The following is a 22,668-nucleotide window of genomic DNA, read 5'->3' on the forward strand; positions in this document are numbered from 1 at the left end:
TTGGGGGTCTATGATGAACTCATAAGAGAGATCCAAACTCAATTCTGCCAAGAGGTGATTCAAATGATCAAAAGCGTAAAACCACAAACCACATTCAAGCGCTATGAGAAGAAATATCTGCTCAGCCGCGAACAGTACGACCGTCTGCTTCCTTTGCTTCAGACAAAAATGACCCAGGATGACTATGGGATGCATACGATCTGCAATCTATACTTTGACACACCACAGTATGATTTGATTCGGACGTCCATCGAAAAACCGGTTTACAAGGAAAAGCTCCGGCTTCGCAGCTATGGCGTTCCCGGCGCGGACGATAAGGTCTTCATTGAGCTCAAAAAGAAGTATAAAGGGGTCGTTTACAAACGGCGCGTGAGCGTTTCTTTAAGAGAGGCTGCCGATTATCTCGAAACCGGCAAACACCCGGCGGCGGACAGCCATGTCTTAAATGAAATCGATTGGTTTCAGAGCATGTACCACACGACGCCAAAGATCTTCATTGCCTACGAGCGCTGCGCCTACTACGGGGACGAGGATCTAAACCTCCGAGTGACTTTTGATCAGGGGATTCGCTTTCGCGAGACGACGCTTGATCTATCCTTTGGGGACTGGGGGCGGCCGCTTCTCGAAAGCGGACAAGTGCTCATGGAGATCAAGATTCCCGGCGCCATGCCGCTCTGGATGAGCAGGATGCTGTCCGAGCTCAAAATTTATCCGGCGTCCTTTTCGAAATACGGGGTCTGTTACAAGGACTATCTAATCGATGAGATGTTAACAAAGTGCATCAGGGAGGCGGTTTAAGTGCTTAACAGTTTATTCTCCACAACTTCAACAGCAGCGGCTGCGACGTCGTTAACCATAGAAAGCCTGATCATTGCCACCTTGGCGTCACTGCTGCTGGGGCTGGGCGTCGCAGGCGTCTACATGTTCAGGAATACCTACAGTAAAAGTTTTGCAGTCAGTCTCGTGCTGCTGCCGGCCATGATTCAGATAGTCATCATGATGGTCAATGGCAACGTCGGCGCCGGTGTCGCGGTGATGGGGGCATTCAGCCTGGTGCGCTTCAGATCTATTCCCGGCAGTGCCAGAGAGATCAGCAACATCTTCCTCGCCATGGCCATAGGACTCACGACGGGCATGGGGTATGTTTGGGTGGCGCTGATGTTTCTTGTGATCATCGGCTGCGCCTCTATGCTTTTGACGGTCTTTCGCTTTGGGGAACAGCCCTTGGAGCAGCGGGAGAAGGAGCTGAAGATCACCATTCCGGAAAACCTCGACTACACCGGCGTATTCGACGACCTGTTCCATAAATACACGAAAAAAGCTGAGCTGATCCTGGTGAAAACCACCAACATGGGCAGCCTCTATGAGCTCAAGTACCACATTTACATGCGGGAGGCCGGCACGGAGAAGGCGTTTATGGACGAGCTCAGGTGCCGCAACGGCAATCTGTCCATTTCGTACGGGCGGGTGTCTTCCCAGAATGCTGAACTATAAAACAACACCCCCTTGAAAGGATGAATTCAATATGAACCCACTATTAAAAAAGATCACCCAGGCGAGAAAATTCAGGACCAAACTTATAGCCCTGGCGCTGGCGGGCGTGCTGACGCTGGGGATGCTGGCAGGATGCGGCCAGACCCAGTCCGTGACTGAGACTGCGGCCGGCTCTCAGGTTGTGGAAACCGCAGTTGACGGGACGGTGCTCGCCGCCCAGGACACTGCTGCGGCGGTGCTTGCCGCCCAAGGCTTCGAGTTCGACGAGGAGGATTTTCTGACGACATGGGAGGCGGCCAGTGCGACAAAAGTCGCTCTGAATGGGACCAGCATTACCGTGGAGGGCCTGGGCGCAGCCGCGGAGGGCAATACGCTGAAGATTACAGCCCCCGGGACCTACGTCCTTTCCGGCACCCTGGATCAGGGTCAAGTGATCGTGACCGTTGGCAGTGATGAGGCGGTGCGGCTGGTTTTGAACGGCGTGACCATAACGAACCAGGGGGCGCCGGCGATCCTCATTGAGGAAGCGGACCGGGCTTATATGACCCTGGCAGAAGGGTCGATCAACACGCTGACCATGGCGGCGTCGACAGCTGCGGAGGCTCAAGGGGCATCAGACACCGCGGTTGAAGAGACAGAAGACTCGGATGACGCTGCGGACAGCGTTCCAGATGGCGTTATCTACAGCAAGGGCGACCTGACGCTGAACGGCAGCGGTTCACTGACGGTGAACGGCAGTGCCAAGCACGGCATAGTCGGCAGGGACGACCTCAGGATTACAGGCGGCGTCTTTGACATCACGGCAGCGTCAGACGCGGTTCGAGGCAAGGATCTGATCGCGATTCACAGCGGCGAGTTCAAGATCGTGGCGGGCGCGGATGCCTTTCAGTCCAGTAGTGTGGAGGAGGCTGACAAGGGCTTTATTGTGATCGAGGGCGGCTGTTTCCAAATCAAGGCGGGGGCCGATGGTCTCCAGGCCGAAACCGCGCTGGTCATTGAAGACGGCGACTTTGACATCGAAAGTGGAGGTGGAAGTGTCAACGCGGTTCAGAAGGCGTCCCAGGACGGTAAGTCTTGGAATGGTGACCGGCCGGCGGATGGGACGAGGCCGCAGCGCGGGACGCCGCCGACTGGCGTTGCTCCGGTGAGTCCGGAAGGTGCGTCAGAGGAACCAACTGTAAACAGTTCTGAGACGGTGGCAGACACGGAGGACACCTCCAGTACCAAGGGACTCAAGGCGGGCGCGGCGGTCGTGATCACCGGCGGAACCTTTGCGGTGGACAGTGCCGATGACGGCTTGCATTCCAACGGCAGCATCGAGATCCAGGCCGGGACCTTCGAGATCGAGTCCGGCGACGACGGGATCCACGCAGACGTTTCCGTGCTGATCCTAGGCGGCGACGTTGAGGTGCGAAAGAGCTACGAGGGCCTTGAGGCTGCCCAGGTCACGATTCGCGGCGGCGACGTCAGCCTTGTCTCGAGTGACGATGGCATCAACACCTCCGGCGAAAAGGGGTTGTCCCTCGAGGGCGGCTTTGTCACCGTCAATGCGGAAGGCGACGGCATTGACCTCAACGGCAGCGGTTCCATGAGCGGCGGGACATTGCTGGTGCACGGCCCGACGAACAGCGGCAATGGTGCGATGGACTACAACGGCGATTTTGTCCAGAGCGGCGGTCTGCTGATTGCGTCGGGCAGCTCTGGGATGGCCCAGGGACCAAGTGCGAGCTCGACTGAGCTTTCTGCTCTGATCTTCCTGACGAATCAGACAGCAGGGACGCTGGTCAGGGTGGAGGCTGAGGATGGTACAGTTATTGCGGTTTTCAGGCCGGCGAAGGCCTTCTCGTCGCTGGTGATAGCATCCCCTGAGTTTGTATCCGGTGAGACTTATCACGCTTATGTCGGCGGGAGCAGCACTGGGGAAGAGGCGGATGGCCTGGTCACAGGCGGAGAGGTTACAGGTGGAACGGAGGCGGTGAGTTTTGAGATCTCCGGATCGGTGACTCAGGCAGTCCAGGAAGGCGCAAGCGCTGGCGGCATGGGAGGAGGAATGAAACGGCCGGGGAATTAGGCGGGCAGAGCTCGGGACCAGGTTCAAAGTTTAAATTTGAACCTGGTCCCGAGCTCGTCATGTGGGTGTCTGACACCAACCTGGAGTGAGTGCCTGTCACCAAGTTAAGTTTGGTGACAGGCACTCAATTAAATTTGGTACCAGAGCTTGTCGGCGAACGTATTGCAATTAGTGGATTTTGAAATAAACTTCCAACAAAAAAGCGCCCGCGAAGGGCGCTTTCCTTTTATGAAGTTCTTTCAAAATATCTCATCCTACTCCACCTTAAACGACACATCCCCTTTGGGGATGACCTGGCAGGCGAGTCTGACGCCATCCTCCAGTTCTTTTTTCTTTAACTGCTTCTCTTCCTCTTTAGTAGGCTTATTGACCTCTCCGGACAGGATCTTCACCGTGCATTTTCCGCACTTGCCCTTCCCGCCGCATGAATCCGGAATGTCGAGTCCCATCTTTTGGGATAGCGACAACAAATCCTTTTCCTTATCGTCTTTATACTTGAGCACACAGCTGAGCTTACTCATGATGAAACGCCCCTTTCACTGACTTATAGATTACACAATCCTCTTTTACCCGTTTGGATCCTTTGTTAATCTACTATTCGTTGACAGCCATCTGGGTCTGTGCTATGGTCATATGAGTAAAAAAAGAGGTGATTAAAATGAAAAAAAGAAGTATGGCCCGTAAGATCGTTGTGACAGGTATTGTCGCGGCTTTATACGCGGCTTTGACCATAGGTCTGGCGCCAATCAGCTACGGCGGCGTACAGTTCAGAATTTCGGAAGTCATGACGCTGCTGGCGTTTGTCAACCCTATGTACATTGGTGGTCTGACCCTGGGGTGCTTCCTCGCTAACCTGGCAAGTCCTCTGGGCATCGTCGACGTGATCTTCGGGACGCTGGCGACCTTCCTCAGCGTATTCATGATGTCGAAGACACACAATATATTCACCGCGTCCCTTTGGCCGGTGCTGTTTAATGGCGTCATCATCGGCATAGAGCTCTGGTTGGTCTTTAAGCTCCCGCTGTTTCTCACCATGCTGCAGGTAGCCTTTGGAGAATTCGTCGTCGTATCCATCCTGGGCGTGCTGGTATTCCGGTATGGGATTCTCTACAATACGCGGCTGATGGACATGCTGAACCAAAGGTAAATGTGGCCAACCTGACGCAGACGAAAAAAGCTGAAAAAGACCTGACTATTGACGGGCAGGTTTCCTAATGTTATAGTCATATTGAACTGAATACAAACATCTTCAGGGCAGGGTGCAAGTCCCTACCGGCGGTATAGCCCGCGAGCCGAAAGGTTGATCCAGTTGAATTCTGGAGCCGACAGTTAAAGTCTGGATGAAAGAAGAGTTTTCTTTGTTTTTTGACCCCTGGAGTTTTTTGCTGCCGGGGGTTTTATATTGCCCCAAAACGCAGTGTCCAAGGCTGAGGCGCGGAGAAACAGCTGACGCCCACCCTACAGCCATGCGCCACTTGCCATGCAGCACCCGTTGCCATCCCAACTGCCGTCATCCCACTACTTTATTCAGGAGGTCTCCACCATGAATCTCAGAAAATCCATCACCATTGCCCTCATGGGCGTCTTGTCCTTCATTATTATGTTCCTCGAATTCCCGCTCCCTATCTTTCCGGAATTTTTGAAAATTGACCTCTCCGACATCCCGGGCATCATTGTGGGCTTCGCTTTCGGACCGCTTTCAGGCGTCGCCGTCGAGCTTGTCAAGAACATTCTCCACCTCATGAGAACCACGACCGGCGGTGTCGGCGAGCTGGCCAACTTTATAGTGGGCTCTGCCTTCATCATCCCGGCGGCGCTGATCTACAGAAAGCGCCAAACCGTGCCGGCCATGATCACCGGCTTTGTCCTCGGAACTATCGGCATGGCGCTCGTTGGCGCCATAGCCAACTACTACATCCTGATTCCTTTCTACCAGAACTTCATGCCCCTCGACGCCATCATAGGTATGGCGGCCGCTGTCAACGCCCTGGTCGTCGACCTGAAGACCTACATTCTCTATGTGGTCATTCCTTTTAACGTGATCAAAGGTGTTGCCATCAGCATCCTGACCGCTTTGGTTTATAAACGCGTCTCTTCAGTTGTGCTGAAAAATATCTCCAACCAAAAATGGGCCAGCAGGTAGTCCCCCAGATGACGCTGACTTATGACTGGATCGTCATAGGCGCGGGCGCCGCGGGTTTGTTCGCGGCCGCTCGTGCTGCTGACGCGGCAGGACCTCCATCCGTACTGGTTCTGGAACGCGGGACGCGCGCGGGACGGAAAGTGCTGATTTCGGGCGCCGGACAGTGCAATTTTACCCATGCCGAGAGCGTGGCCGACATGGTCCGCCACTACGGCGACAAGAAGAATTTCGTAAGACATGCCATAGGCAAGCTTGACGCTGAGGCCTTGATCCAATATTTTGATGCGCTTGGACTTCCAAGCGTTGTCCGCCCGGACGGCAAAGTCTTCCCGGCGTCCTTTGCTGCCGCGGATCTCGTCGAAGCGCTGCTCCAAGAGGCGAAGCGCCGTGGCGTCCGCTTTGAATTCAACCAATTCGTCGAAAAGATTATGCCGATGGTCGAGGGCGGCTACACAGTCGCCTGCGGGGATCAGACCTACCGCGCCCACAAAGTGCTCTTGGCCTGCGGTGGAAGCTCCTACCCCATGACTGGTTCCGACGGCTCAGGACTTCGACTGGCCGCTGATCTTGGACTGGAAACCGTTCCGCAGCGGCCGGCGCTGGCACCTGTCTATCACAATGATCGTGCTTTGCACAAGCTCGCAGGCGTAGTAATCCCGGGAGCGACGTTTAAATATAGGGATTCGGAAGGCGTCCGTCCGCTAACGGGAGATCTCCTGTTTACCCACACCGGGCTCAGCGGACCGGGGATTCTCGATGGGTCCCGCTGGATGAAAGCCGGCGGACTCCTGGAACTCAGCTTCACAGCCCTTGACGCCGCTGCCTTCGAGCAAGCCCTTCTCGATGCGGCTTCAGCTCATGGCACCCGGCAGCTCAGCACCGTGATCCGCGGGCTGGTACTGACCAGATCTTTGTCAGAATTGTTCGAGGGTCATTTGGGTGAAGAAGCGTGCAAGATCACTATGGCAAGTTTATCTAAAGCTATGCGTCAGCAGATGGTGAAGCTGGCCACTGCCTATGAAGTCAGAATAACCGCCATGGGTGCCCTGAGAAGTGCCATGGCCACAGCTGGCGGGGTATCTACCCGGGAAGTGGTGGGCCGCACCATGATGGCCAAGCAGCTGCCCGGCCTCTATTTGGCAGGCGAAATTCTGGATGTGGACGGCGATACCGGCGGCTATAACCTTCACTGGGCGTTTGCCTCGGCAGCCCTCGCCGCAGCCTCGGGGAATGACACTGTTGTAAAATGAATACAACCCTATGCGCTTCAGCATTTCCTCAAGGTTAAGAGGGGGTGCTGGAGCGCTTTGTTTTTTCAACGTGTTCACAGAGGGGGCCTCTTCGCGGGGGGTGTCTCTGAGTTTTCTGTCTATGAAATAGTTACAAACGAAAACTCATGCCAATCGTTAAAATATTGCTTAATCAATTGACAATGTCTATCAACTGGAGTAAAATGATATTGCAAATGAGAATTGTTATCAAAATGAAGCTTTTGGTGGATTTGCTTATATTTTACATAGGTTGTGCAAGGGGGTAGTAATTGTTTATGTCACTCATTGAGGCAAAAAAAGGACAATGCGTTATACTCGAGAATATTGAATATGGACATAAGGTCAAGAAAAAACTTCAGGATATGGGTCTGACTCCTGGTGTTCGGCTCTGTGTGGTCTCCTCAGGTCTATTTGGACCAATGATCGTCGACGTCCGTGGATCCAGGGTTGCTCTCGGCCGCGGCATTTTAGGAAAAATCACAGTTAGAAACGCGGAGGCATAATTCATGGATATTTTTAAAATCGCTTTGGCGGGCAACCCCAACAGCGGAAAGACAACGCTATTCAACGCGCTGACCGGGAGCAACCACTATGTGGGGAACTGGGCGGGCGTCACAGTGGAAAAGCGCGAAGGGCGCATGCAGCACGCGGAGCATATTATGGACATTGTGGATCTGCCCGGCATTTACAGTCTTTCGCCCTACACCCTTGAAGAAAAAATATCGCGTGATTACATTCAAAATGAAAATCCGGATGTCGTGCTCAACATCATTGACGCGACTGCCCTGGAGCGCAATCTGTACCTGACCCTCCAGCTGATCGAGCTGGGCAGGCCGGTGGTGGTGGCGCTGAATATGATGGACGAGGCGGAGAAGAAAAATATTCAGCTTGACCTCGAGGGACTATCGGCAGCTCTTGGCGTGCCGGTGGTGCCAATAGTTGCCCTGCGAAAACGCGGCCTGCCGGAATTGCTGGAGACCGTGGTCACTGCCCATCACGCGAAGGCTGCATATAAACCTCGCCGGTTCAACTACGGCGAAGAGGTCGAGGCTTTCGTCAGGGAAGTCGAGCTGAAGCTTCCCAAGTCTCTGAAGGCTGATCACGACCCGCGCTGGATTGCCCTTAAGCTGTTCGAGCACGACATTGAAGTGCAGAAGCTCGTCAGCCCGCTCAAGTTCGACAGCGGCCACGACAGCCCCGACCGCATGGCGGACCTGCGCTACAGGGTGATTGGAGAAATGATCAGCGGCACGGCGTCCCTCGAGGCGATTGCTTTTGATCCGCTGACGGACCGGATTGACAGAGTGCTTCTCAATCCTTTCCTGGGCCTTCCAATCTTTGGCCTCGTCATGTGGCTCATGTTCTATCTGACGTTTAATCTGGGCGGCGTGTTCGCTGATTTGATTGACGTGTTCTTCGCGGTGCACCTCTCGTCCTGGGTGACTGCCGGGCTTGAATTCCTGCAGGTGGCGCCATGGCTGGTGTCCCTGGTCGTCGACGGCGTCATAGGCGGCGTGGGCGGCGTGCTTACCTTCGTTCCGAATATCGCCATTGTCTTCGTGATGATCTCATTGCTGGAAGACACAGGGTACATGGCCCGCGCAGCTTATCTGATGGACCACTGGATGACCAAGGTGGGCCTCAACGGCAAAACCTTTATCCCGATGGTCTTGGGCTTCGGCTGCAACGTGCCGGCCATCATGGGCACGCGCACCATTGAGAATGAAAATGACCGTCTGATCGCGATCCTGATCAACCCGTTCATGTCCTGCGGCGCGCGGTTCCCGGTTTACGTCCTGTTTGCGTCGGTGTTCTTCCCGGGCAACGAGACCGCGGTAACCTTCTCTCTCTACATTTTGGGTATTTTGATGGCCATGGCTTTCGCCATGATCTTCAGAAAGACGCTGTTCAAGGGTGAGCAAAGTCCGTTTATTATGGAGCTGCCGCCGTACCGTTTCCCTAAGCCGGGGGATCTTGGCATTCACGTCTGGGAAAAGGTACGGGGTTACCTGATCAAAGCGGGTACGGTCATCTTTGGCGCCAGCGTGGTGCTATGGTTCGTTCTCAACTTCAACTTCACCGGCCAGGTTCCGATTACGGAGAGCTTTGGCGCGACCATCGGCCATTTTATTGCACCGTTCTTTGGCCCGCTGGGCTTTGGGACTTGGCAAAATGCGCTGTCCCTGGTTTCGGGCATCATTGCGAAGGAGATTGTTGTGGCCAATACGGCCATTTTGTATGGCTTGTCAGATACGGCTGGCGCGGCAGAGTTTGGGCCAGTGCTGTCTCAGGCGTTTACACAAGTATCGGCATACGCCTTCATGGTCTTTGTGCTGCTTTATACGCCTTGTGTAGGCGTTATTGGCGTCATCAAGCGCGAGACGAACTCCTGGAAGTGGACGGGGTTCTCGGTCCTTTATCAGCTGGTCGTGGCCTGGGTTATGGCCTTTATCGTTTATCAGGTTGGAATGCTGATCTTTGGGTAGAACGTTTGGTTTTGCGCAGCCCTGTGCTGCAAACGCAGTTTAACCGGCGCGAAGTGGCTGGTTTTTAGGGAAGGAGAGGGTTCGTTTGGGTGGTGTTTCAACCTTTATTATTGCAGCTTTGATCATTGGGCCGGGTCTGTTCTTTTTGGTCCGGGCGATCAAGCGTGAGGCTGTGGACGGCAAGTGCGCCGGCTGCTCGCATAAAGACGGCTGCGGGACCTGCGCCAGCAGTTCTATAGTGAATTTTAAGAGTCCTGACAGTAAATAAGGGTTAGGGTTTATCCGCTTACAAATAAAAAAGACCACGAGTGTGGTCTTTTTTTATTTGAGGTCTTAATGTAACCGCTAAAGCTCGGATGGGCGTTCAATGACATAGGAGTGAACGTCCGCTTCGTAAAAGCGTCTAGGGTCGGTCAGATGCATGCCAATTTTCTCAAGGAACCGTTTTGATGCCCCGTGCTCTGGCCTGGAGGCCGCCACGATGCGTTTCAGATCCAGAACCTCAAAGCCGTAGCGGATCAGCGCGGCGCCGACTTCCGCCGCGAAGCCTTGGTTCCAGTAGTTTTTTAGAAAACGCATGCTCATTTCAATTTCCTTGGAGTGGTCGACGTGCTTGAGACCTGCCCAGCCCACAAAGGCGCCATTTTCCTTGAGGACGACGACCCAAATGCCAAGACCGGGGTGCTTTTTGTAGTACTGGCGCTGGCGCTTGACTGCCTTTTCGCAGTCTGAAAAACTGACATCTAAGCCAGAGTAGGAGATGGCATGGCTCATGACTTCCGGATCGTTTTCGAGCACAAAGAGCTCTTCGGCATCTTCCTCGATGAATTCCCTAAGCAACAATCTTTCGGTTTCCAAGATCCTTTGCATGGTCGCCCTCCTCTCCATCAGATAAGTTCACTCGCGTTACACTTTTACCCAAACTTGGCTCGGGATAACGCGGGATTTAAAAACAAGATGAAACCGGGTGTCAGACACCCAGTTTCGCCTTTTCTTCCCGCTCTATTCGCAAAGTGATATAATTGATCCATTAGAAGTTGGGGAGGCTGGCGGCCGTGGGCTTTTGGATTTCCAGGGTGCTTTTGGGTGTTGTACTTATGGCAGGACTTTTTTTTGAGGGCGCTTCCGATGGTCGTTTGACCCTCATTGTGTCCATTTCGCTGCTGCTTTTCGTCCTGAACGCCATTCGCATGCCAGGGAAGCTCGAAAAACCCGCTGATTGGCTGGAAATCTTACTTGCGGTTAGCCTTGAGAGCGTCTCGCAATATGCGGTCAATCCGTTTTTCACGCTGGTCTACGTTGTCTTAATTTTTGAGCGTGCCTATGGCGCGCGGATCCCGGTGCGGCAGCTTGCTGCGGTCATTGGGCGTGGCGCTAAAGATCCAGGATGGCGCGCTGAGGAAAATAGGCAGACACTTTCAGGATGGTGGATCGCTGCGCTGGTTGTTGGTGCTTCAGTTAAATACGGTGAAATTTTGAGGCGGGATCCGGCTTATTTTGACCTTGGCGCGGCGGTACAATTTTTGGGACTGCTGACTTCAGTGGCAGTGGCGCTGCGCTTTGCTCAAGGCTACCGCAGGGAGCGAGATGAGCTCGCGCGTCTGTCCCGGGAAATTGAGGCACTCTCTGCAGTCAAGGAACAGAAGCGCATATCCAGGGAGCTGCATGACGCATTGGGACACGCGTTAACCACACAGATCATGCGTCTGGAAATGGCGGATCATTTTCTCGAAGCTGGGCGTGCAGATGATGCTTCAGAGCAAGTGGCCTCTGCCAAATCAGAAGGACGGAGCATGCTCAGGGCGGTTCAGGAAATCGTCACGACTTTGAGGGAGCCGGCATGGACGCGCTCGGATTTCGAGGCGCTGGCGGCGCAAAAGGATGATTCGGATGCAATGGGCGGCGATCTCCTGATAGAGTTTAAGGTTGAAGGTGACTTTTTAAAGCTCTCCTCCCGGGCCAACCACATTCTGTACAGAGCGCTTCAGGAGAGTTTGACCAACGCGCGGCGTCATTCAAACGCCAGACATGTATTGGCGGCGCTGACGGTTTTGGATGACGGCAGTGCAGTACTCCTTATCGAGAATGATGGTCCGCTGGTCCAATTGCCAGTTGTCCCAGGCAACGGACTGCAAGGCATGCAGGAGCGGGTATTGTCCTTGGGAGGCACCTTGAACTTTGGACCTGCTCCAAAAGGTGGCTTTAGAATTGAAATTTCACTTCCGCCACAACAAGTTGGTGACGCGGACAGAATTTGAGTTGGTGACTGACACTCAATTTGATTTGGTGCCAGAGCTGACACAGCGCATATAAAAAATGTAAGCACTTGTTTACAAGCGGGTAATTCATGTCAACATCAAAGGGTGAGTTTTGAATGATTCAAGTCGTAGTAGTAGATGATCAGACGCTTTTGGCAGAGGGACTGAAAATGCTGCTTTCCAAAGAACCGGATATTGAAGTGGTCGCTGTTGGCGCTAATGGCTTGGAAGCGATTCAATTGGTCGCAGACTTCCAGCCCGAGGTCCTGCTGCTGGACATCCGCATGCCTGAGATGGATGGCGTCGAAGCCATCCGAAGGCTGAGGGCACAGGGGGAGAAAGTCAAAATCATCATTCTCACCACCTTCAATGACGACCAGTATATTCATGAAGGCATGGCGCTGGGCGCTCAGGGCTATCTGCTGAAGGATGCCACACCGGCGCAGATTGGGGAAGCCATCCGGGCGGTGGCGGGGGGCAGTTCGGTTATGGCACCGGGTGTCGCTGAGCGGGTGTTCAAAAAGACAGCCGCTGTAGAGACTGAGCCTTCACTGCCAATGGCTGAAGCCCCGCAGGACTCAAACCTGTCTGGCCGAAGCCTCCCGGAGTGTTTTCGAGATCTGACGGAGCGGGAAAAGGATATTGTCGCCCTCGTCGCGGAGGGGAAGTCCAATCTGGAAATCTCGGAGACGCTATACCTGACCGAAGGCACAGTGAAGAATCACCTGACGAAGATCCTTGGGAAATGCTGCCTGAGGGATCGGACGCAGCTGGCGGTCCTTTGGATCAGGGGCAGCTTGGAGTAGGGGTGGGGGCTTTGGGTGACCATCGGCAAAAAAAAGAAAAAGGGGGGAAGTGGAGGCCAAATACTGGCACCCGCTTCCCCTCGCTTGATTTATATGACCTTTACAACTCATTTTCAACTGTTCCAGAAGAACCTGAAGATCAACGTAAACACCAGGATCTGAAGGATAAACACTTTCAGCAGGGCGCTGACCGCCCGGCCCGGGCCGTTGAACCGGTAAAGCTTCGACGCTTTGAACCCAGCCGGGATCCAGATCGCCAGCAAAATAACCGCAAATAAGCCGATGGTCGCCACATACTCCATCAGCGGATAACCGAGAATCCGACCGCCTGACATGATCTCCGGAATAAACGGCACAACCACCGCGCTGAGGAGCCAGCCGCAGAAAGCCAGAAGCCAGCCGCCGCTTGATCTATGGGACTCTATCATAATATCACCACCTAAGCATTTAGTGAGGGAACATCAGCTCCGCCGTGGTCCAGGCTGCGACCAGCAGTCCGACCAGCACAGGGATCAGGAGCAGGATGGCCCGGCCTTTATGTAGGAAAATGGAGATCAGGCTGAGCACCAGACCGGCAATGGCGAAGAGCGCGATGAGCGGAGACGGCAGAGGGAGTCGAACCGCTTGTGTGAACTTCAGAACCATAAGGACTACAAACAACACACTCAGGTACACGGCCCATTTGCCGGCGCTGTCTTTAGGCATTGTCGAGATTTTCATAAAATGTGCCTTCTTTCATACAGGTTTTGACGCAGGGTAGGTGGGATAAGTTCCGTGATATGCCTTCATGTCATTTATACCCAAACTCATGACTCAAGTCACCCCTACCTCATGACTTTCGAGAGGCGAAAGCTTTTCGCGGAAGTGCTACACTGTGAGTAGAGGTAAACAATAACATGAAAATTCGTGTGAGGAGTGATAGAGATGTTGGAGGGAAGATGGGGGACCATCGGCAGAAAAATCTTTAGATTCAAAGGGAAAAGGGCTGCGGGAGCTGCGGGACTGGTTCTGATCCTGGCAATGGTCCTGACGGCGGCGGGGTGTTCGGGCGGCGCCTACGACAAACTGATGAAGGCGGAGGCGAAGACAGACGCGGCGGTGACGGGCGTGACGACGACGCGGATCACACTGGAAAACAATTTTGATACCGCTAGTCTGACGGCGGAAGAGCTGAAGATGGCGAACTACATGAAAAAAGTCACCTACGAGGGGAGGTTGCGCTTTGACCACGGGCTTGGGGAAATGGCGAGCGACCTTTACCTGAGCATGGGCGGGATTGGCTTTGACGCGGAGCTTTACAGCTTTGGCGGGGAGACTTACGTCAAGCTGCCGGTCATGAAGAAGTACATGAACGTCAAGGATCTGATGAAAGTTGAAGGCGCCCAGGCTGCGGCCGAGGCTCAGGGGGACTTCCTCTCAGAGACGGCGCTGGAAAAACTGGGCGACATTTGGAGCTCGGTGGCGACGCCGGACAATGTGAAGAAGACGGGCAGCGCGCTGCTGAGGACGGATTCCGGGGATTTGAAGACAACGCGTTACACGGTTGAGGTCGACCCCGAGGTAGTTCAGGCGGCTCTGATCGAATCCGCAAGGGTCATCACAGAGGATCTGGCTGCGAAAAATCCAGACGCGGACTTTTCCTCAGCCATTGGTGAGATGACGGAGATTGAGATCGACGAGGTGTCCATGATCTCTGAGATTTCCTCCAGCGGGTATGTGGTCAGAGATGATGTGGTGATCCGCTATCATCAGCCGGGCCTCGAGACCAGCATCCGCGTCGAAATCATCCGGGATCAGCTGGACGAAGCAGTCGAGCTGAACCTGCCTGAAATCACCGCCTTGGAGTTATACACCAGCGAGGAACTCGACCGGGAAATGCCGGGGGCGCTGGATGACCTGCTCGGCACTTTTGGGATTCAAACCACAGACGACACAAGCGAGGCGAGGTGAGCACCATGCTGCAGACCATTGAACTGACGAAGCGCTTTGGCGCGACCCTTGCGGTAGACGCGCTGTCCATAGAAGTCAGAAAGGGCGACCTGGTCGGCCTGCTGGGGCCGAACGGCGCCGGCAAGTCGACGACCATTTCCATGATCGCGACGCTTCTTGAGCCGGACAGCGGAAAAATCCTTTACAACGGGCAGGATCTCATGGCACACCCGGAGGCCATCAGGAAGGGTCTTGGCTTCGTGCCCCAAAACATCGCCCTTTATCAGGACCTGTCCGGCCGGGACAACCTTAAATTCTGGGGGCGGCTGTATGGACTGAAGGGCGACCTTTTGAAGCGGCGGATCGAGGAGGTCTCCGAGATCATTGGAATCTCTGACCGGCTCAAAGACAAGGTCAAAGCCTACTCCGGCGGCATGAAGCGCCGGCTCAACATAGGCGCCGCGCTGCTGCACCAGCCTGAATTCCTGATCATGGATGAACCCACGGTGGGCATTGACCCTCAATCCCGCAACCACATATTGGACGCGGTGAAAGCGCTGAATCGCGAGGGGATGACCATCCTCTACACGAGCCACTACATGGAAGAGGTCGAGGAGCTGTGCCGGACCATTTATATCATGGATTTGGGGAAATTGATTGCCTCCGGGACCAAGGAAGCCCTCCTGGCGGCGGCCGGTGGCGGCGAGGAAGTGACGGCGAAGTTTGAGACGGTGTCGGATGCATTAATCAGCGGCCTCAAAAACCTGAATGGCCTGATCGCTCTGGCTCAGACGCCTGAAGCGCCTCAGACTGTGACCCTCAGCTTTGGGGGCGACGGCGGCCACCTGAAGCCGGTGATTGAGCTCGCAACCGAGCTGGGTCACCCGTTGCTGTCTGTGGATGTGAGCAAGCCCAACCTGGAGTCGGTGTTCCTGAAGCTCACCGGCAAAGCCCTTAGAGACTAGAAAGGCGGCGGAAATGATGTGGTCTATGATGTGGTCTCTTTGGAAGAAGGATTTCAAGACTTATATGGCGGACCGGCAGGCGATCTTTACGATCTTTCTGATGCCGGTTGTGATTTCGACGATTTTGGGCTTCTCGCTGCAGTCCATGTTTGGCACGGCGGGCGGGGTGTCTCAGATAGAGCCTCTTGAGCTGGCAGTGGTCAAGGGTTATGAGGGTGTGGGTGGGGTGACCATCGGCAAACCCTACAGCTTTGAGGCGTTTATGGAGGACCTGTCGGAGAATCCGGTGGGGGCGAGGGTGGTCGCGGAGATGGGCGAGGACCAGATGCGCAGCTACTTTGAGGACGTGGACCCGGAGGCGATCTTCTTTGAGGATTTTCTGGGGTCCCCTGAGCTGGCCCAGACGCTGGGGTACACGGTGACGGACCTGACGACGGCGGAGCGTCAGCTGGCCGCAGATGAAATAGCGGGAATCGTGGTGCTGCCGGAGAATTTTGTCCGGGGCATGTACGTGAACCTGTTGACGCCGCTGCGGTCTGAGGTGGAGATTGCCTTTGTCGAGAACACAGCCCGCGGCGTGAGCTCGAAGCTCGCGAAGATGATGCTGGAGGGCTTTGCCGGGTATCTTGACAGCGTGATTGACAATAAAAATGTGCTGATCGAGCAGCGGATCGCGGCGGGGATCACCCTGGAGGACACGGACTGGGGATCACGGCCTGACAGCGGGCTGACGCTGGAGCAGCGCGGCGTGCGGGCTCTTAAGCCGGTGGACAGCAAGGGGTACTACACGGTCGCCATGATGTCCATGTTTCTGCTGTTTACGGCGGCGCTGGGGGGCTACCTGCTCCTGGAGGAGAAGCGTCAGCTGACCTATGACCGCCAACGTGCTGCAGGGCTTAGCCGATGGTCCATTCTGCTCGGCAAGCTTGCGCTGATTGACGCGGTCGCGCTGATTCAGATTTTGCTGATGATCGTCTGGTCGACGCTGATTTTCAGAATCTCCTGGGGGTCGCCAGCGGCGCTGGCCGTCATTACTCTGGCAACCGTGCTTGGAATTGGGGGTCTCGGTCTCCTGTTCATGACGGTGGCGGCGGCTTTTGACAACATCATGATTTCCAAGGTGTTTGAGAACGGGCTGAACCAGGTGCTGGCGCTGGTCGGCGGGGCGTATATCCCGATCGAGACCATGCCGGCGCTGATTCAGAAGGTGGCGCTGATCCCAATCAACGGGGTGATTTTGAAGGTGTATCTCTACAACATGATGGGGTACAGCCTGCCGGAGCTGATGCCGTATGTGGGTCTCATCCTGCTTAATGGCTTGGTATTTTCGGTGGCGGGGATCCTGGTGTTCAGATTCAAGGAGGTGAAGGCGCATGTTGACCATAATGTACCGACGGCTGTGGATGCAGAGTCAGTCCTATAAGATTATGCTGGCCATGACGCTGATCGCGCTGGTCATCAACTTCGCCTTTGCTGGGATGAACCAGAATTATGAGCCTGCCCTGGATGTGGTGGATCTGGACGGGACGGTGATGTCAGCGGAGTTCGCGGCGCGGCTGTCTGCGGCTGAAGGGCAAAAGGTGACGGTGCTGGACGCGCTGGATGAGAAGCGGGTGCAGATGAAGGTCGCGGGGGCGCTGGTGATACATGAGGGGTTTTCTGCGGCTCTTATGAATGGTGAGACGCCAAGGCTGGAGCTGGTGTCCCTGAAGCAGGATGCTGAGGTGATGACCCTTGAATACAATATTGAGCGCGCCTTTGACCAGTTTATGGCTTACAGGTCCCTGGCGCTGGATTTTGAGGCGGCGGCCGCAGAGGCGGGGGTCGAAGTCGATGGTGCCTACGAGCGGACTTACAGCCGTCTCGTCGAGGTCAACGATGCCCGGGAGACTTTGAAAGTGGTGACGGAAGGCGGGTCTCAGCGGGATTTGAATGCGGAGATTGGCATGTACCGGATTCTCGGTTTCCTGATTATGTTTACGGCGTTTACAACGGTGATTGCCGCGGCGGAAATTGTGGAGGAAAAGCAGTACTATACCTGGCAGCGGACGCTGGTGGCGCCGGTGCGCAGACTGGACATCATAGCCGGGCACGTGGCGGTGGCCTTCGTGGTGGGCATGATCCAGCTGGTGGTGACGCTACTGGCGGGGCAATATGTGTTTGGTCTGGAATACGGGGCGAATATGGGCAGCCTGCTGGCGGTGGGGGCGCTTTATATACTGAGTATGGGGGCCTTTGGGCTTTTCGTCACGTCCTTTGCCAAGAGCCCGAATGCCCTCGGCGGCATTGTGTCCATTCTGTTGACTTCTATGGCGATGCTGGGTGGCTGCATGTGGCCCCTGGAGATGGTGTCCAGCAAGATTCTGATTGCCCTCTCCTGGATCACCCCGCATAGGTGGGCCTTCGACGCCATGCGCGCCATAGGGGCTGACGATGTGACCCTGGCCTCCCAGAGTTTTGAACTGATGATGCTGGCCGGGATGACTGTGCTGATGATGGGCGTTGGTGTTCTGCGACTGAGGGACGAATGATTTAAGTGAGTGACAGGCACCAAACTCAAGTGAGTGTCAGACACTCACTCAAATTTGGTGCCAGAGCTTGAGACAATTCTGAATATTTCCGCATGTGACTCCGCTAGATTGATCTTATAAGCGCTTCAGCGGATCGCCCAAACATGCTATACTAAAGTCAGACCAAATTTTAGGAGGCGTGTTCATGACAAGAGTTGCTTATGCTTCGCCGGGCGCAGTTTCCGTAGGCCCGTATTCCCATGCGGTGGATTCAGGGGAGCTGGTGTTTTTCTCAGGCCAGACGCCCATAGACAAAGAGACAGGCAAGCTCAAGGAAGGCGGCATTCAGGAGCAGACTCGCCAGTGCTTCCTCAATTTGTTCAGCGTCCTTGAGGCTGCGGGCTTGACGCCGGATGAGGTCGTCAAAGTCAACGTCTTTCTGACGGATATGAACAACTTCAAAGATATGAATGAAGTCTATGAAAAGCAGTTTGAGGCGCCGTATCCGGCTAGGACGACCATAGGTGTGGCCTCCCTGCCTTTGGGCGCAGATATTGAAATTGAGATGATCGCGAAAAAGCGATAACTTAATTATGAACTTTTTTTAATAAACCCCCTTGACGCGTGAGCTGGTTTGCATTATTATAACTGACAAGATCAAAATGAAATGGCAGTGACGGGAAGAGTAAGGTTTCTGACGACCCTTCAGCGAGCCGGGGATGGTGTGAGCCCGGCAGGCAAGCGTTACCTGAAGAACATCCCCGAGCTTTCGACCGAAAGCTGTCCGGCCCCGGTTCAAAACCCTGGCCGCAGACGAGTAGATTCGAACGGAACCCAACCGTTACAGTGGGCACGGTATCGCGCTAGTCAGCGCCGTATCGCAGCGAGGTGACCGCGTCAAGTTAGGCGGTAACCAGGGTGGCAACGCGGAAGCAAGACCTTTCGTCCCTGATATTCAGGGATGATGGGTCTTTTTTTATGCCGTCATCACCACCCATTGACGAGGAGGAACTACCATGACACCATCCCCAATCATGAAATTCAACATGCCGTACACCACATCAAAATCACAGCGTTTGCAGATCCCAAAAAACTACACGCCGAAGCTCGGCCTGCTTGAAACTGAGATCGCCATCAAACGAATTAAAGACTACTTCGAAAGACGCCTGGCGGAGTCCCTCAACCTCATGCGCGTCTCCGCGCCGCTCTTTGTCCGCCCGGAATCCGGCCTCAACGACAACCTCAACGGCGTCGAGCGCCCGGTCGGCTTTGACGTCAAGGACATGGAAGCCGACGTCGAGGTCATCCACTCCCTGGCCAAATGGAAGCGCCTCATGCTCCAGCGCTACGGCTTCAAGATGTACGAGGGCCTCTACACCGACATGAACGCCATCCGCCGGGACGAAGAGCTCGACAACCTCCACTCTATCTACGTGGACCAGTGGGACTGGGAGAAAATCATTGACCGCAGCGACCGCACCGAAGAAAAGCTGAAAGAAATCGTCCGCACCATCTACAAAGTCTTCAGAGAGACCGAGCAATACCTGGCGGCCATCTACCCGGCTCTGGGCCAATCCCTGCCGGAGGAGATCTTCTTCATCACCTCCCAGGAGCTCGAGGACCGCTTCCCGGGCCAAACGCCAAAGATGCGAGAATACCTCATCTCCAAGGAGAAAAAAGCCGTCTTCCTCATGAAAATTGGCAAAGCCCTCAAATCCGGCGAGCCCCACGACGGCCGCGCCCCGGACTACGATGACTGGGAGCTCAACGGCGACATCCTGTTCTACTACCCAATCCTCGACTGCGCGCTGGAGCTCTCCTCCATGGGCATCCGTGTCGACGAGAAGACCCTCGAAGCCCAGCTGCACGTCGCCGGCGCCGAGGAGCGCAGGACCCTGCCGTTCCACAAAATGCTCCTGAAAAGCGAGCTGCCCCTCACCGTGGGCGGCGGTATTGGCCAGTCCCGCATCTGCATGTACTTCCTCCAGAAAGCCCACATTGGCGAAGTCCAGGCCAGCGTCTGGCCGGACGACATGATCCACGAGTGCTTCGAAAACAAGATCTACATTCTGTAAACCCATCAGATCCCGGCGCCTCATCTGCGCCTTCTTCCGGGCGGCCCCCACAAGGGCCGCCTGATTTGTATGGACTGTGACCATCGGCAAAATCAATTGCTTTCTTAAGGCTTTAGTACAAAAACTTAGCCGATGGTTCCGCGATCACCCCCCCACACGTCTGTCTTTATGATATAATGATTCGATGAGGCCATTACCCCGAACTGGCCGTAAAGTACAAATTTGCTCTAAGCATATCCAGGGAGGACATGATGGATTTAAACAAGTTGAATGAATCACAACGCGAAGCTGTCGTCACAACTGAAGGACCGCTGCTGGTCATGGCGGGCGCCGGATCGGGCAAGACCCGCGTCCTGACGAGCAGGATCGCCTACTTGATCGAATCTTTGTCGGTCTTTCCAAGCGAAATCCTGGCATTTACCTTTACGAACAAGGCAGCCAAAGAAATGAGAAACCGGGTGGAAGGGCTGATCGGTTCCGTCTCCGGCGGCATGTGGATTGGCACGTTCCACGCCCTTTCGGTCAGAATGCTGCGCAGAGACATAGAGAAGCTGGGCTATACCAAGGACTTCGTCATCTACGACTCCGACGACCAGCTGACGCTGCTCAGACAGGTAGTCAAAGCCCTCAATATTGACGAGAAGAAAACGCCGCCCAAGCACTTCAGAGCCAAAATCAGCGAAGCCAAGAACGAAATGGTGTCGCCTGAAGAGTATACAGGCCTCTACGGCAACGACTACGGCAGCCTGCAGGCCGCCAAGGTCTACGAGCTGTATCAGAAGCGTCTAAAGGCCAACAACGCCATGGACTTCGACGATCTGATCCTGAAAACCGTCGAGCTCCTGACGTCCTTTGAAGAGGTCAAAGCTTATTACAACCGAAAATTCCGCTACATTCTCGTGGACGAGTACCAGGATACCAACAAGGCCCAGTACCGTCTGATCAAGCTTCTGGCGAACCCGCAGCACAACGTCTGCGTCGTCGGAGACCTGGATCAGTCGATCTACGGCTGGCGCGGAGCCGACATTAGAAACATCCGGGATTTCGAAAAAGACTATCCCGAGGCAAAGACGGTGGTCCTGGAGCAGAACTACCGCTCCACTGCCCACATCCTGAACGCTGCAAACGCTGTCATTCAAAACAACATGCAGCGCAAGGAAAAGAATCTGTGGTCCACCCGTGGAGACGGCGAACGCCTGAGATATTATCAGGCTTACGACGAGCGGGACGAGGCCAGATTTATCGCAGAGGAAATCGAAAAGCTGCGGCGCTCAGAGGACAGAAAATATACAGATTTCTGTATTCTCTACAGAACTAACGCTCAGTCCCGTGCCATTGAGGAAATGATGCTCCGTCAAGGCATTCCCCACACGGTAGTGGGCGGCTTTCGCTTCTACGAGCGCATGGAAATCAAGGATATGATGTCGTACCTTCGCCTGATCCAGAATCCGTTCGACGGCATCAGCTTCAACCGCGCTATAGGCGCGCCGAAGCGGGGGATTGGTCCAAAGACTCTTGAAATCATCTACAATGAAGCAGACAACCGCGGCGTCTCCGTTGTGGAAGCTGCAGTGGGACTTTTGAAGAGTCATACCATCAGCGGTAAAGCGGGTGCGTCTCTTTCTGAGTTTATTCAGCTGATTCTCGACATGGCGGCACAGAAGGAAACTATAGAAGTCGCGAAAATCGCGGAAGCGGTCATTCAGCGCTCTGGCTATGAGGACGCGCTTAAATCCGAAAATACCATTGAATCCCAGACGCGCCTGGAAAACCTGTATGAGCTCTTGTCCGTCTCAGCGGACTTCGATCTTCGTTCCGGCGGCGGCAGCCTGGAAGATTTCCTTGCTGAAATCTCCCTGGTGTCAGATATTGACGGCATGAAAGACGAGCAGGAAGCCGTGGTCATGATGACCCTTCACAGCGCCAAAGGACTGGAATACCCGGTCGTCTTCCTGGCGGGACTGGAGGAGAACCTGTTCCCAATCTCAAGAGCGCTGACCAGCGACGACGACCTGGAAGAGGAGCGGCGTCTGGCCTATGTGGGCATGACCCGGGCGGAAGACCGTTTGTATCTCTCCAGTGCCTTAAGAAGAATGCAGTTCGGCAGTTTGCAGGCCAATCTGCCGTCCCGGTTCCTGGAAGAGGTGCCAGAGGCGCTCATGGAAAACCATGGACAGACCCGGGCTCAGATGACAGCTCAGCGGGCTTCCAAGCCAAGACGCCAAGATGCTAAAGTCAAGCCGACCTATGCGTTTGGCTCAAGCTATCTCAGTAAACCTGAGGCCGGCGGCTACAGCGGCGGCGGCTTTGGCGGCAGTGGTTATGGCGGCAGCGGTTCCGGCGGTTCCGGCGGATCCGACACTCTCGTTGGCGCTTGGGGCAAGGCCCCTGCAGACGCGGACTTCAATCAGGACGCGACCTCATCCGAGCTTGCCTTTACAAACTCAGACATGAATTCAGACGCCAAACCAGAACGGGAAGACGGCCTCAGACCTGGCTCTAAAATTCGTCACAAAAAGTTTGGTGTTGGCACCGTCATTTCTCTTGGCACACCGGATAACCGAAATATTACGACCATAGCCTTTGACGGGGCGGGCATCAAGAAACTCGATTTGTCCTACCTGCCCGTTGAAGTGATTGAATAAATACTTGGGGAGGAT

22 protein-coding genes, 1 riboswitch and 1 other annotated feature are annotated in these 22,668 nt (G+C 54.8%); of the genes, 18 read left to right on the forward strand and 4 right to left on the reverse strand.

Annotation, left to right across the window (positions count from 1 at the left end; all coding sequences use genetic code 11):
- Positions 1 to 63 precede the first annotated feature (63 nt).
- The 3 genes from OEL90_RS09000 to OEL90_RS09010 are packed head-to-tail and all read left to right on the forward strand — an operon-like array spanning position 64 to position 3,565.
- Positions 64 to 798 carry a polyphosphate polymerase domain-containing protein gene (locus tag OEL90_RS09000; protein WP_300688078.1) on the forward strand — a complete coding sequence of 245 codons (735 nt, stop codon included), beginning with the start codon at positions 64 to 66 and terminating at the stop codon, positions 796 to 798.
- Positions 799 to 1,494, forward strand: coding sequence for a DUF4956 domain-containing protein (locus tag OEL90_RS09005; protein ID WP_300688079.1), 696 nt, complete (start codon positions 799 to 801; stop codon positions 1,492 to 1,494).
- A gap of 31 nt (positions 1,495 to 1,525) precedes the next feature.
- Positions 1,526 to 3,565: a carbohydrate-binding domain-containing protein gene (locus tag OEL90_RS09010; RefSeq protein ID WP_300688082.1), complete on the forward strand. Its 2,040-nt coding sequence runs from the start codon at positions 1,526 to 1,528 to the stop codon at positions 3,563 to 3,565.
- A 254-nt stretch (positions 3,566 to 3,819) separates the two neighbouring features.
- Here OEL90_RS09010 and OEL90_RS09015 read toward each other — a convergent pair whose 3' ends face one another.
- Positions 3,820 to 4,086 (reverse strand): 2Fe-2S iron-sulfur cluster-binding protein, encoded by a 267-nt coding sequence (locus OEL90_RS09015; RefSeq protein ID WP_291401585.1) that lies wholly within the window; start codon positions 4,084 to 4,086, stop codon positions 3,820 to 3,822.
- A 137-nt stretch (positions 4,087 to 4,223) separates the two neighbouring features.
- Between OEL90_RS09015 and OEL90_RS09020 the strand changes: the two genes are divergently transcribed.
- The 6 genes from OEL90_RS09020 to OEL90_RS09045 all read left to right on the forward strand — a co-directional run bounded on the left by OEL90_RS09020 (position 4,224) and on the right by OEL90_RS09045 (position 9,733).
- Positions 4,224 to 4,712 carry a QueT transporter family protein gene (locus tag OEL90_RS09020; RefSeq protein WP_291401587.1) on the forward strand — a complete coding sequence of 163 codons (489 nt, stop codon included), beginning with the start codon at positions 4,224 to 4,226 and terminating at the stop codon, positions 4,710 to 4,712.
- A 94-nt stretch (positions 4,713 to 4,806) separates the two neighbouring features.
- Positions 4,807 to 4,921, forward strand: a riboswitch (FMN riboswitch).
- Between the two features lie 187 nt (positions 4,922 to 5,108).
- Positions 5,109 to 5,708, forward strand: a complete 600-nt coding sequence (locus OEL90_RS09025) for an ECF transporter S component (protein ID WP_291401588.1) — start codon at positions 5,109 to 5,111, stop codon at positions 5,706 to 5,708.
- An 8-nt stretch (positions 5,709 to 5,716) separates the two neighbouring features.
- Entirely contained in the window at positions 5,717 to 6,958 is a 1,242-nt protein-coding gene (locus OEL90_RS09030; protein WP_300688085.1) for an NAD(P)/FAD-dependent oxidoreductase, read from the forward strand.
- A 296-nt stretch (positions 6,959 to 7,254) separates the two neighbouring features.
- Complete coding sequence (locus tag OEL90_RS09035) at positions 7,255 to 7,482, forward strand: FeoA family protein (RefSeq protein WP_291401891.1); 228 nt, start codon at positions 7,255 to 7,257, stop codon at positions 7,480 to 7,482.
- A 3-nt stretch (positions 7,483 to 7,485) separates the two neighbouring features.
- On the forward strand, positions 7,486 to 9,465 hold the full coding sequence (gene feoB / locus OEL90_RS09040) for a ferrous iron transport protein B (RefSeq protein WP_291401592.1): 1,980 nt from the start codon (positions 7,486 to 7,488) through the stop codon (positions 9,463 to 9,465).
- A gap of 85 nt (positions 9,466 to 9,550) precedes the next feature.
- Positions 9,551 to 9,733, forward strand: a complete 183-nt coding sequence (locus tag OEL90_RS09045; RefSeq protein WP_291401595.1) for a hypothetical protein — start codon at positions 9,551 to 9,553, stop codon at positions 9,731 to 9,733.
- 77 nt (positions 9,734 to 9,810) lie between these two features.
- Here the strand turns inward: OEL90_RS09045 and OEL90_RS09050 are convergent, their stop codons facing one another.
- The gene (locus OEL90_RS09050; RefSeq protein WP_291401596.1) at positions 9,811 to 10,335 is read right to left on the reverse strand and encodes a GNAT family N-acetyltransferase; all 525 of its coding nucleotides are present in this window, start codon (positions 10,333 to 10,335) and stop codon (positions 9,811 to 9,813) included.
- Between the two features lie 185 nt (positions 10,336 to 10,520).
- Between OEL90_RS09050 and OEL90_RS09055 the strand changes: the two genes are divergently transcribed.
- On the forward strand, positions 10,521 to 11,723 hold the full coding sequence (locus OEL90_RS09055) for a sensor histidine kinase (protein ID WP_300688088.1): 1,203 nt from the start codon (positions 10,521 to 10,523) through the stop codon (positions 11,721 to 11,723).
- Positions 11,724 to 11,839: 116 nt separating this feature from the next.
- The gene (locus tag OEL90_RS09060; RefSeq protein WP_300688091.1) at positions 11,840 to 12,529 is read left to right on the forward strand and encodes a response regulator transcription factor; all 690 of its coding nucleotides are present in this window, start codon (positions 11,840 to 11,842) and stop codon (positions 12,527 to 12,529) included.
- A 113-nt stretch (positions 12,530 to 12,642) separates the two neighbouring features.
- On the opposite strand, the gene OEL90_RS09065 is transcribed toward OEL90_RS09060, so the two are convergent.
- Positions 12,643 to 12,957 (reverse strand): hypothetical protein, encoded by a 315-nt coding sequence (locus OEL90_RS09065; RefSeq protein WP_300688092.1) that lies wholly within the window; start codon positions 12,955 to 12,957, stop codon positions 12,643 to 12,645.
- 19 nt (positions 12,958 to 12,976) lie between these two features.
- Positions 12,977 to 13,249, reverse strand: a complete 273-nt coding sequence (locus tag OEL90_RS09070; protein ID WP_291401602.1) for a hypothetical protein — start codon at positions 13,247 to 13,249, stop codon at positions 12,977 to 12,979.
- A 204-nt stretch (positions 13,250 to 13,453) separates the two neighbouring features.
- On the opposite strand from OEL90_RS09070, the gene OEL90_RS09075 reads away from it, so the two are divergent.
- From OEL90_RS09075 to pcrA, 7 genes are all read left to right on the forward strand, one after another.
- Positions 13,454 to 14,479 (forward strand): hypothetical protein, encoded by a 1,026-nt coding sequence (locus tag OEL90_RS09075; RefSeq protein WP_300688094.1) that lies wholly within the window; start codon positions 13,454 to 13,456, stop codon positions 14,477 to 14,479.
- A gap of 5 nt (positions 14,480 to 14,484) precedes the next feature.
- Complete coding sequence (locus OEL90_RS09080) at positions 14,485 to 15,423, forward strand: ABC transporter ATP-binding protein (RefSeq protein ID WP_291401604.1); 939 nt, start codon at positions 14,485 to 14,487, stop codon at positions 15,421 to 15,423.
- 13 nt (positions 15,424 to 15,436) lie between these two features.
- A complete protein-coding gene (locus OEL90_RS09085) occupies positions 15,437 to 16,846 on the forward strand; it encodes an ABC transporter permease (RefSeq protein WP_300688097.1) in 1,410 nt (469 codons plus the stop codon).
- Positions 16,797 to 17,954, forward strand: a complete 1,158-nt coding sequence (locus tag OEL90_RS09090; RefSeq protein ID WP_291401608.1) for an ABC transporter permease — start codon at positions 16,797 to 16,799, stop codon at positions 17,952 to 17,954. Before OEL90_RS09085 ends, OEL90_RS09090 begins: the two co-directional genes overlap by 50 nt.
- A 184-nt stretch (positions 17,955 to 18,138) precedes the next feature.
- Positions 18,139 to 18,519, forward strand: a complete 381-nt coding sequence (locus OEL90_RS09095; RefSeq protein ID WP_291401610.1) for a RidA family protein — start codon at positions 18,139 to 18,141, stop codon at positions 18,517 to 18,519.
- Positions 18,520 to 18,597: 78 nt separating this feature from the next.
- Positions 18,598 to 18,886, forward strand: a binding site (T-box leader).
- Positions 18,887 to 18,979: 93 nt separating this feature from the next.
- Complete coding sequence (gene asnA, locus OEL90_RS09100) at positions 18,980 to 20,008, forward strand: aspartate--ammonia ligase (protein ID WP_291401893.1); 1,029 nt, start codon at positions 18,980 to 18,982, stop codon at positions 20,006 to 20,008.
- A gap of 251 nt (positions 20,009 to 20,259) precedes the next feature.
- Positions 20,260 to 22,653, forward strand: coding sequence for a DNA helicase PcrA (gene pcrA / locus OEL90_RS09105; RefSeq protein ID WP_291401612.1), 2,394 nt, complete (start codon positions 20,260 to 20,262; stop codon positions 22,651 to 22,653).
- The last annotated feature ends 15 nt before the right edge of the window (positions 22,654 to 22,668 follow it).

It is taken from the genome of Acidaminobacter sp., from assembly GCF_030247605.1.
Lineage (GTDB): Bacteria > Bacillota > Clostridia > Peptostreptococcales > Acidaminobacteraceae > Acidaminobacter.

What these genes read in the sequence shown, in the direction of transcription:
- OEL90_RS09000 (WP_300688078.1), top strand. Translation starts at nt 64, where the DNA reads ATGATCAAAAGCGTAAAACCACAAACCACATTCAAGCGCTATGAGAAG.
- OEL90_RS09010 (WP_300688082.1), top strand. Translation starts at nt 1,526, where the DNA reads ATGAACCCACTATTAAAAAAGATCACCCAGGCGAGAAAATTCAGGACC.
- OEL90_RS09015 (WP_291401585.1), bottom strand. Translation starts at nt 4,086, where the DNA reads ATGAGTAAGCTCAGCTGTGTGCTCAAGTATAAAGACGATAAGGAAAAG.
- OEL90_RS09020 (WP_291401587.1), top strand. Translation starts at nt 4,224, where the DNA reads ATGAAAAAAAGAAGTATGGCCCGTAAGATCGTTGTGACAGGTATTGTC.
- OEL90_RS09025 (WP_291401588.1), top strand. Translation starts at nt 5,109, where the DNA reads ATGAATCTCAGAAAATCCATCACCATTGCCCTCATGGGCGTCTTGTCC.
- OEL90_RS09030 (WP_300688085.1), top strand. Translation starts at nt 5,717, where the DNA reads ATGACGCTGACTTATGACTGGATCGTCATAGGCGCGGGCGCCGCGGGT.
- OEL90_RS09035 (WP_291401891.1), top strand. Translation starts at nt 7,255, where the DNA reads ATGTCACTCATTGAGGCAAAAAAAGGACAATGCGTTATACTCGAGAAT.
- feoB (WP_291401592.1), top strand. Translation starts at nt 7,486, where the DNA reads ATGGATATTTTTAAAATCGCTTTGGCGGGCAACCCCAACAGCGGAAAG.
- OEL90_RS09050 (WP_291401596.1), bottom strand. Translation starts at nt 10,335, where the DNA reads ATGCAAAGGATCTTGGAAACCGAAAGATTGTTGCTTAGGGAATTCATC.
- OEL90_RS09060 (WP_300688091.1), top strand. Translation starts at nt 11,840, where the DNA reads ATGATTCAAGTCGTAGTAGTAGATGATCAGACGCTTTTGGCAGAGGGA.
- OEL90_RS09065 (WP_300688092.1), bottom strand. Translation starts at nt 12,957, where the DNA reads ATGATAGAGTCCCATAGATCAAGCGGCGGCTGGCTTCTGGCTTTCTGC.
- OEL90_RS09070 (WP_291401602.1), bottom strand. Translation starts at nt 13,249, where the DNA reads ATGAAAATCTCGACAATGCCTAAAGACAGCGCCGGCAAATGGGCCGTG.
- OEL90_RS09075 (WP_300688094.1), top strand. Translation starts at nt 13,454, where the DNA reads ATGTTGGAGGGAAGATGGGGGACCATCGGCAGAAAAATCTTTAGATTC.
- OEL90_RS09080 (WP_291401604.1), top strand. Translation starts at nt 14,485, where the DNA reads ATGCTGCAGACCATTGAACTGACGAAGCGCTTTGGCGCGACCCTTGCG.
- OEL90_RS09085 (WP_300688097.1), top strand. Translation starts at nt 15,437, where the DNA reads ATGATGTGGTCTATGATGTGGTCTCTTTGGAAGAAGGATTTCAAGACT.
- OEL90_RS09090 (WP_291401608.1), top strand. Translation starts at nt 16,797, where the DNA reads ATGTTGACCATAATGTACCGACGGCTGTGGATGCAGAGTCAGTCCTAT.
- OEL90_RS09095 (WP_291401610.1), top strand. Translation starts at nt 18,139, where the DNA reads ATGACAAGAGTTGCTTATGCTTCGCCGGGCGCAGTTTCCGTAGGCCCG.
- asnA (WP_291401893.1), top strand. Translation starts at nt 18,980, where the DNA reads ATGCCGTACACCACATCAAAATCACAGCGTTTGCAGATCCCAAAAAAC.
- pcrA (WP_291401612.1), top strand. Translation starts at nt 20,260, where the DNA reads ATGGATTTAAACAAGTTGAATGAATCACAACGCGAAGCTGTCGTCACA.